Source organism: Mycobacterium asiaticum, from assembly GCF_001668675.1.
Classification (GTDB): domain Bacteria; phylum Actinomycetota; class Actinomycetes; order Mycobacteriales; family Mycobacteriaceae; genus Mycobacterium; species Mycobacterium asiaticum_D.
This window is the reverse complement of the sequence record NZ_LZKQ01000196.1, coordinates 1-5,211: the sequence shown is the minus strand read 5'-3', so window position 1 is coordinate 5,211 and position 5,211 is coordinate 1. Positions and strand designations below refer to the sequence as shown.

General features: G+C 66.9%; 5 protein-coding genes. All 5 read left to right on the top strand.

Annotated elements, in window-relative coordinates; all coding sequences use genetic code 11:
• Positions 1 to 1,423, top strand: a 1,423-nt coding sequence (locus tag A9X01_RS16885) for a transketolase-like TK C-terminal-containing protein (protein ID WP_436405278.1), incomplete at its 5' end; no start/stop codon positions are given.
• Positions 1,424 to 1,599: 176 nt separating this feature from the next.
• Positions 1,600 to 2,931, top strand: a complete 1,332-nt coding sequence (locus tag A9X01_RS16880; RefSeq protein WP_065121836.1) for a PucR family transcriptional regulator — start codon at positions 1,600 to 1,602, stop codon at positions 2,929 to 2,931.
• A gap of 137 nt (positions 2,932 to 3,068) precedes the next feature.
• Complete coding sequence (locus tag A9X01_RS16875) at positions 3,069 to 3,977, top strand: ACP S-malonyltransferase (protein WP_065121835.1); 909 nt, start codon at positions 3,069 to 3,071, stop codon at positions 3,975 to 3,977.
• A gap of 75 nt (positions 3,978 to 4,052) precedes the next feature.
• Entirely contained in the window at positions 4,053 to 4,400 is a 348-nt protein-coding gene (gene acpM / locus A9X01_RS16870) for a meromycolate extension acyl carrier protein AcpM (RefSeq protein WP_036359271.1), read from the top strand.
• Positions 4,397 to 5,211, top strand: an 815-nt coding sequence (kasA, locus tag A9X01_RS16865) for a 3-oxoacyl-ACP synthase KasA (RefSeq protein WP_065121837.1), incomplete at its 3' end; no start/stop codon positions are given. The genes acpM and kasA, both read left to right, overlap by 4 nt.

Below are 5,211 nucleotides of genomic sequence, written 5' to 3'. Positions count from 1 at the left end.
GCTCGTTGTGGGTGGCGTACGAGGTGCCGGCCGCGGTGAACGAGCCTACCACCCCGGCCCCGACGCCCCGGAGATCCGTTACCTGATCGACCGGCGGCGCACCCTCGGCGGCTTCGTCCCGGAACGCCCGACCAAGAGCAAGACGCTCAAACTCCCCGGACGCGACACCTACAAAGCGCTCAAGAAAGGCTCGGGCAACCAAGAGGTCGCCACCACCATGGCGCTGGTGCGTACCTTCAAAGAGTTGTTACGGGACAAGGAGATCGGAAAGCGGATCGTCCCGATCATTCCCGACGAGGCCCGCACTTTTGGCATGGACTCCTGGTTCCCGTCGCTGAAGATCTACAACCGCCTCGGACAGCTGTACACCTCCGTCGACGCCGAGCTGATGCTGGCCTATAAGGAGAGTGAAGTCGGTCAGATCCTGCACGAGGGCATCAACGAGGCCGGGTCGGTGGGCTCGTTCACCGCGGCCGGCACCTCGTACGCCACCCACAACGAGCCGATGATCCCCGTCTACATCTTTTATTCGATGTTCGGGTTCCAGCGCACCGGCGACAGCTTGTGGGCCGCCGCCGACCAGATGGCCCGCGGCTTCGTCCTCGGCGCCACCGCCGGGCGCACCACGCTGACCGGTGAGGGCCTGCAGCACGCCGACGGGCACTCGCTGCTGCTGGCCGCCACCAACCCGGCCGTGGTGTCCTACGACCCGGCGTTCGCCTTCGAGATCGCCTACATCGTCGAAAGCGGCCTGCAGCGGATGTTCGGGGAGAACCCGGAGAACGTCTACTTCTACATCACCCTTTACAACGAGCCCTACCCGCAGCCGCCCGAGCCGGAAGACTTCGATCCCGAGGGGCTGCTGCGCGGCATCTACCGCTATCGCGCGGCCAAGGAAGAACGGTCCAGCACCGCGCAGATCCTGGCCTCCGGGGTGTCGCTGCCGGACGCGCTCAAGGCGGCTGACCTGTTGGCCAAGGACTGGGACGTCGCGGCCGACGTCTGGTCGGTGACCAGCTGGGGCGAGTTGAATCGGGACGGCGTGGCGGTGGAGAAGGAACGGCTCCGCCATCCCGACCAGCCCGCCGGCGAGGCCTACATCACCAAGGTGCTGGCCGACAGCCGCGGTCCGGTTGTCGCGGTGTCGGACTGGATGCGGGCGGTGCCCGAGCAGATCCGGCCGTGGGTGCCGGGCACCTACCTGACGTTGGGCACCGACGGGTTCGGCTTCTCCGACACCCGGCCCGCCGCCCGCCGCTACTTCAATACCGACGCCGAGTCGGTGGTGGTCGGGGTGCTGCAGGCGCTGGCCCGGGACGGTGAAATCGACTCGTCGGTGGCGGTCAAGGCCGCCCAGCAGTACAAGATCGACGAGGTGCAGGCGGCGTCTGGCCAGGAGGCCGACGCCGGCGAGGCGACTTAGCCGCGGGCCGGCCCCCGGGCGCCGACGCCCCTTCTCGCCGAGCGTCACGCCAGCGTGGCATACGACGTCGAGCGCCACGCCAGTGTGACGTTCGGCGAGCGGGTTGGTCCGACGCGCGCCGCGCGGCACCCGGCTCTTTGGCGGAATCTTCCAGAAATAAGGCGTAGCTTTTAGGAGTGAACGACAACCAGTTTGCTCAGCTCGGCCGCCTCGGGTCTGCGACCAGGTCGCCGTTAGAGATGCTGGACAGCGTTCCGGACTCGCTGCTGCGGCGGCTCAAGCAGTATTCCGGCCGGTTGGCCACCGAAGCCGTCTCGGCCATGCAGGAGCGGCTGCCTTTCTTCGCCGACCTGGAAGCCTCCCAGCGCGCCAGCGTCGCCCTGGTGGTCCAGACCGCGGTGGTCAACTTCGTGGAGTGGATGCAGGACCCGCACAGCAACGTCAGCTACACCGCCAAGGCCTTTGAACTGGTCCCCCAGGACCTGACCCGCCGCATCGCCCTGCGCCACACCGTGGACATGGTGCGGGTCACGATGGAGTTCTTCGAAGAGGTCGTACCGCTGCTGGCCCGGTCCGAGGAGCAATTGACCGCGCTCACCGTCGGCATCCTCAAATACAGCCGCGACCTCGCGTTCACCGCGGCCACCGCGTACGCCGACGCCGCCGAGGCGCGCGGCGCCTGGGACAGCCGGATGGAAGCCAGCGTCGTCGACGCCATCGTGCGCGGTGACACCGGCCCCGAGCTGTTGTCCCGGGCCGCCGCACTGAACTGGGACACCACCGCGCCGGCGACGGTCGTGGTGGGCACCCCTGCCCCCGGGCGTGCCGGCGCCAACATCGACGGCAGTGAGCGGGCCAGTCAGGACGTCCGCGACATCGCCGCTCGGCACGGTCGGGCGGCCCTGACCGACGTGCACGGCACCTGGCTGGTCGCGATCGTGTCCGGCCAGCTGTCGCCGACCGACAAATTTTTGAAGGATCTGCTCGGCGCGTTCTCCGACGACCCGGTGGTGATCGGGCCGACGGCGCCCATGTTGACGGCGGCCTATCACAGCGCCAGCGAAGCGATTTCGGGCATGAACGCGGTGCCGGGCTGGCGCGGGGCGCCGCGGCCGGTGCTGGCCCGCGAGCTGCTGCCCGAACGCGCACTGATGGGTGATGCGTCGGCGATCGTCGCGCTGCACACCGACGTGATGCGCCCGCTGGCCGACGCCGGTCCGACCCTCGTCGAGACTCTGGACGCTTTCTTAGATTCCGGCGGCGCGATTGAGGCTTGTGCCAGGAAGTTGTTCGTTCATCCAAACACCGTCCGCTACCGGCTCAAGCGGATCACCGATTTCACCGGGCGAGATCCCACGCAACCACGCGATGCGTACGTCCTCCGGGTGGCCGCGACGGTCGGCCAACTGAACTATCCGACCGCCAACACCAATAGCGCTAATATTCCCGTGCCGCCGCTTCCGTCCCCGGTCAGAGGCGGTATTGCGTCCAACAAGGGCGGACTGTGATTTAGCCGACAGATCGCGGGTGTATCTCAAACATGTAGCTTACGGAGCTATTTTGTAGGAGGTATACAAAAACCTAAGACAAGGTTCATAATCTGTTACACCGCGCAAACCCCTCTTCACAGTGTTCTCTTAGACACGTGATTGCGTTGCTTGCTCCCGGACAGGGTTCCCAGACCGAGGGAATGCTCGCGCCGTGGCTGGAATTGCCCGGCGCGGCGGACCAGATCGCCTCTTGGTCCCAGGCCAGCGGCCTGGATCTGGCTCGGCTGGGCACCGTCGCATCGACGGAAGAGATCACCGACACGGCGATCGCTCAACCGTTGATCGTTGCGGCGACCCTGCTCGCTCACCAGGAACTCACCCGGCGCGGCCTACTGGCCGGTCAGGACCTCATTGTCGCCGGTCACTCCGTCGGCGAGATCGCGGCCTACGCGATCGCCGGTGTGCTGGCCGCCGATGACGCCGTCATGCTGGCCGCCACCCGCGGCGCCGAGATGGCCAAGGCCTGCGCCGCCGAGCCCACCGGCATGTCCGCCGTGCTCGGTGGCGACGAGGCCGAGGTGCTGACCCGCCTCGAGCAGCTCGACCTGGTGCCGGCCAACCGCAACGCCGCCGGACAGATCGTGGCCGCCGGCCGGTTGACCGCGTTGGAGAAGCTCGCCGAGGACCCGCCGGCCAAGGCCCGCGTCCGCGCGCTGGGCGTCGCCGGAGCGTTCCACACCGAGTTCATGGCCCCTGCCCTGGACGGTTACGCCGCCGCGGCAGCCAAGGTCACCACGGCCGAGCCCACCGCGACGCTGTTGTCGAACTTCGACGGACAGCCGGTGGCATCCGCCGCCGCGGCGATGCAGAGCCTGGTGTCGCAGCTGACCCGTCCGGTGCGCTGGGACCTGTGCACTGCGACGTTGCGCGAACAAAATGTGACGGCGATCGTGGAGTTCCCGCCCGCGGGCACTCTGACCGGTATCGCCAAACGCGAACTTCGGGGGGTTCCGACGCGAGCCGTCAAGTCACCCGCAGATCTGGACGAACTGGCGAATCTCTAATCCGCCGGTTTCGCGCCAGAACCACTGAGTACGTCAAATCGGTTTACACACAACATATTACGAAGGGAACTAACTGTGGCCGTCAGTCAGGAAGAAATCATCGCCGGTATCGCCGAGATCATCGAAGAGGTCACCGGTATCGAGCCCTCCGAGGTCACCCCGGAGAAGTCGTTCGTCGACGACCTGGACATCGACTCGCTGTCGATGGTTGAGATCGCCGTTCAGACCGAGGACAAGTACGGCGTGAAGATCCCGGACGAGGACCTCGCCGGTCTGCGGACCGTCGGTGACGTCGTCGCCTACATCCAGAAGCTCGAGGAAGAGAACCCCGAGGCTGCCGAGGCGCTGCGCGCGAAGCTCGAGACCGAGAACCCCGAGGCCGTCGCCAACGTCAAGTCCAGGCTGGAAGCGGAGAGCAAGTGACCAAGCCTTCCACTGCTAATGGCGGTTACCCCAGCGTTGTGGTAACCGCCGTCGCGGCGACGACTTCTATCGCGCCGGACATCGAGAGCACGTGGAAGGGCTTGCTGGCCGGAGAAAGCGGCATCCACGTCCTCGAAGACGAGTTCGTCACCAAGTGGGACTTACCAGCCAAGATCGGTGGCCACCTCAAGGAACCCGTCGACAACCACATGGGCCGTCTCGACTTGCGGCGCATGTCCTACGTCCAGCGACTGGCCAAGTTGCTGAGCGGGCAGTTGTGGGAAACCGCGGGTGCTCCCGAGGTCGACCCCGACCGCTTCAGCGTCGTGGTCGGCACCGGCCTGGGCGGTGCAGAGCGGATCGTGGAGAGCTACGACCTGATGAACGAGGGCGGCCCCCGCAAGGTGTCGCCGCTGGCCGTTCAGATGATCATGCCCAACGGTGCCGCAGCCGTGGTCGGCCTGCAGCTCGGGGCCCGCGGCGGGGTTATCACTCCGGTGTCGGCCTGCTCTTCGGGCTCGGAGGCCATCGCCCACGCGTGGCGCCAGATCGTCATGGGTGACGCTGACTTCGCCGTCTGCGGCGGGGTCGAAGGGCCCATCGAGGCGCTGCCCATCGCGGCGTTCTCGATGATGCGGGCCATGTCGACGCGAAACGACGAGCCAGAGCGCGCGTCGCGACCGTTCGACAAGGACCGGGACGGCTTCGTGTTCGGCGAGGCCGGGGCGCTGATGATCATCGAGACCGAGGAACACGCGAAGGCCCGTGGCGCCAAGCCGCTGGCCCGGTTGATGGGTGCCGGCATCACCTC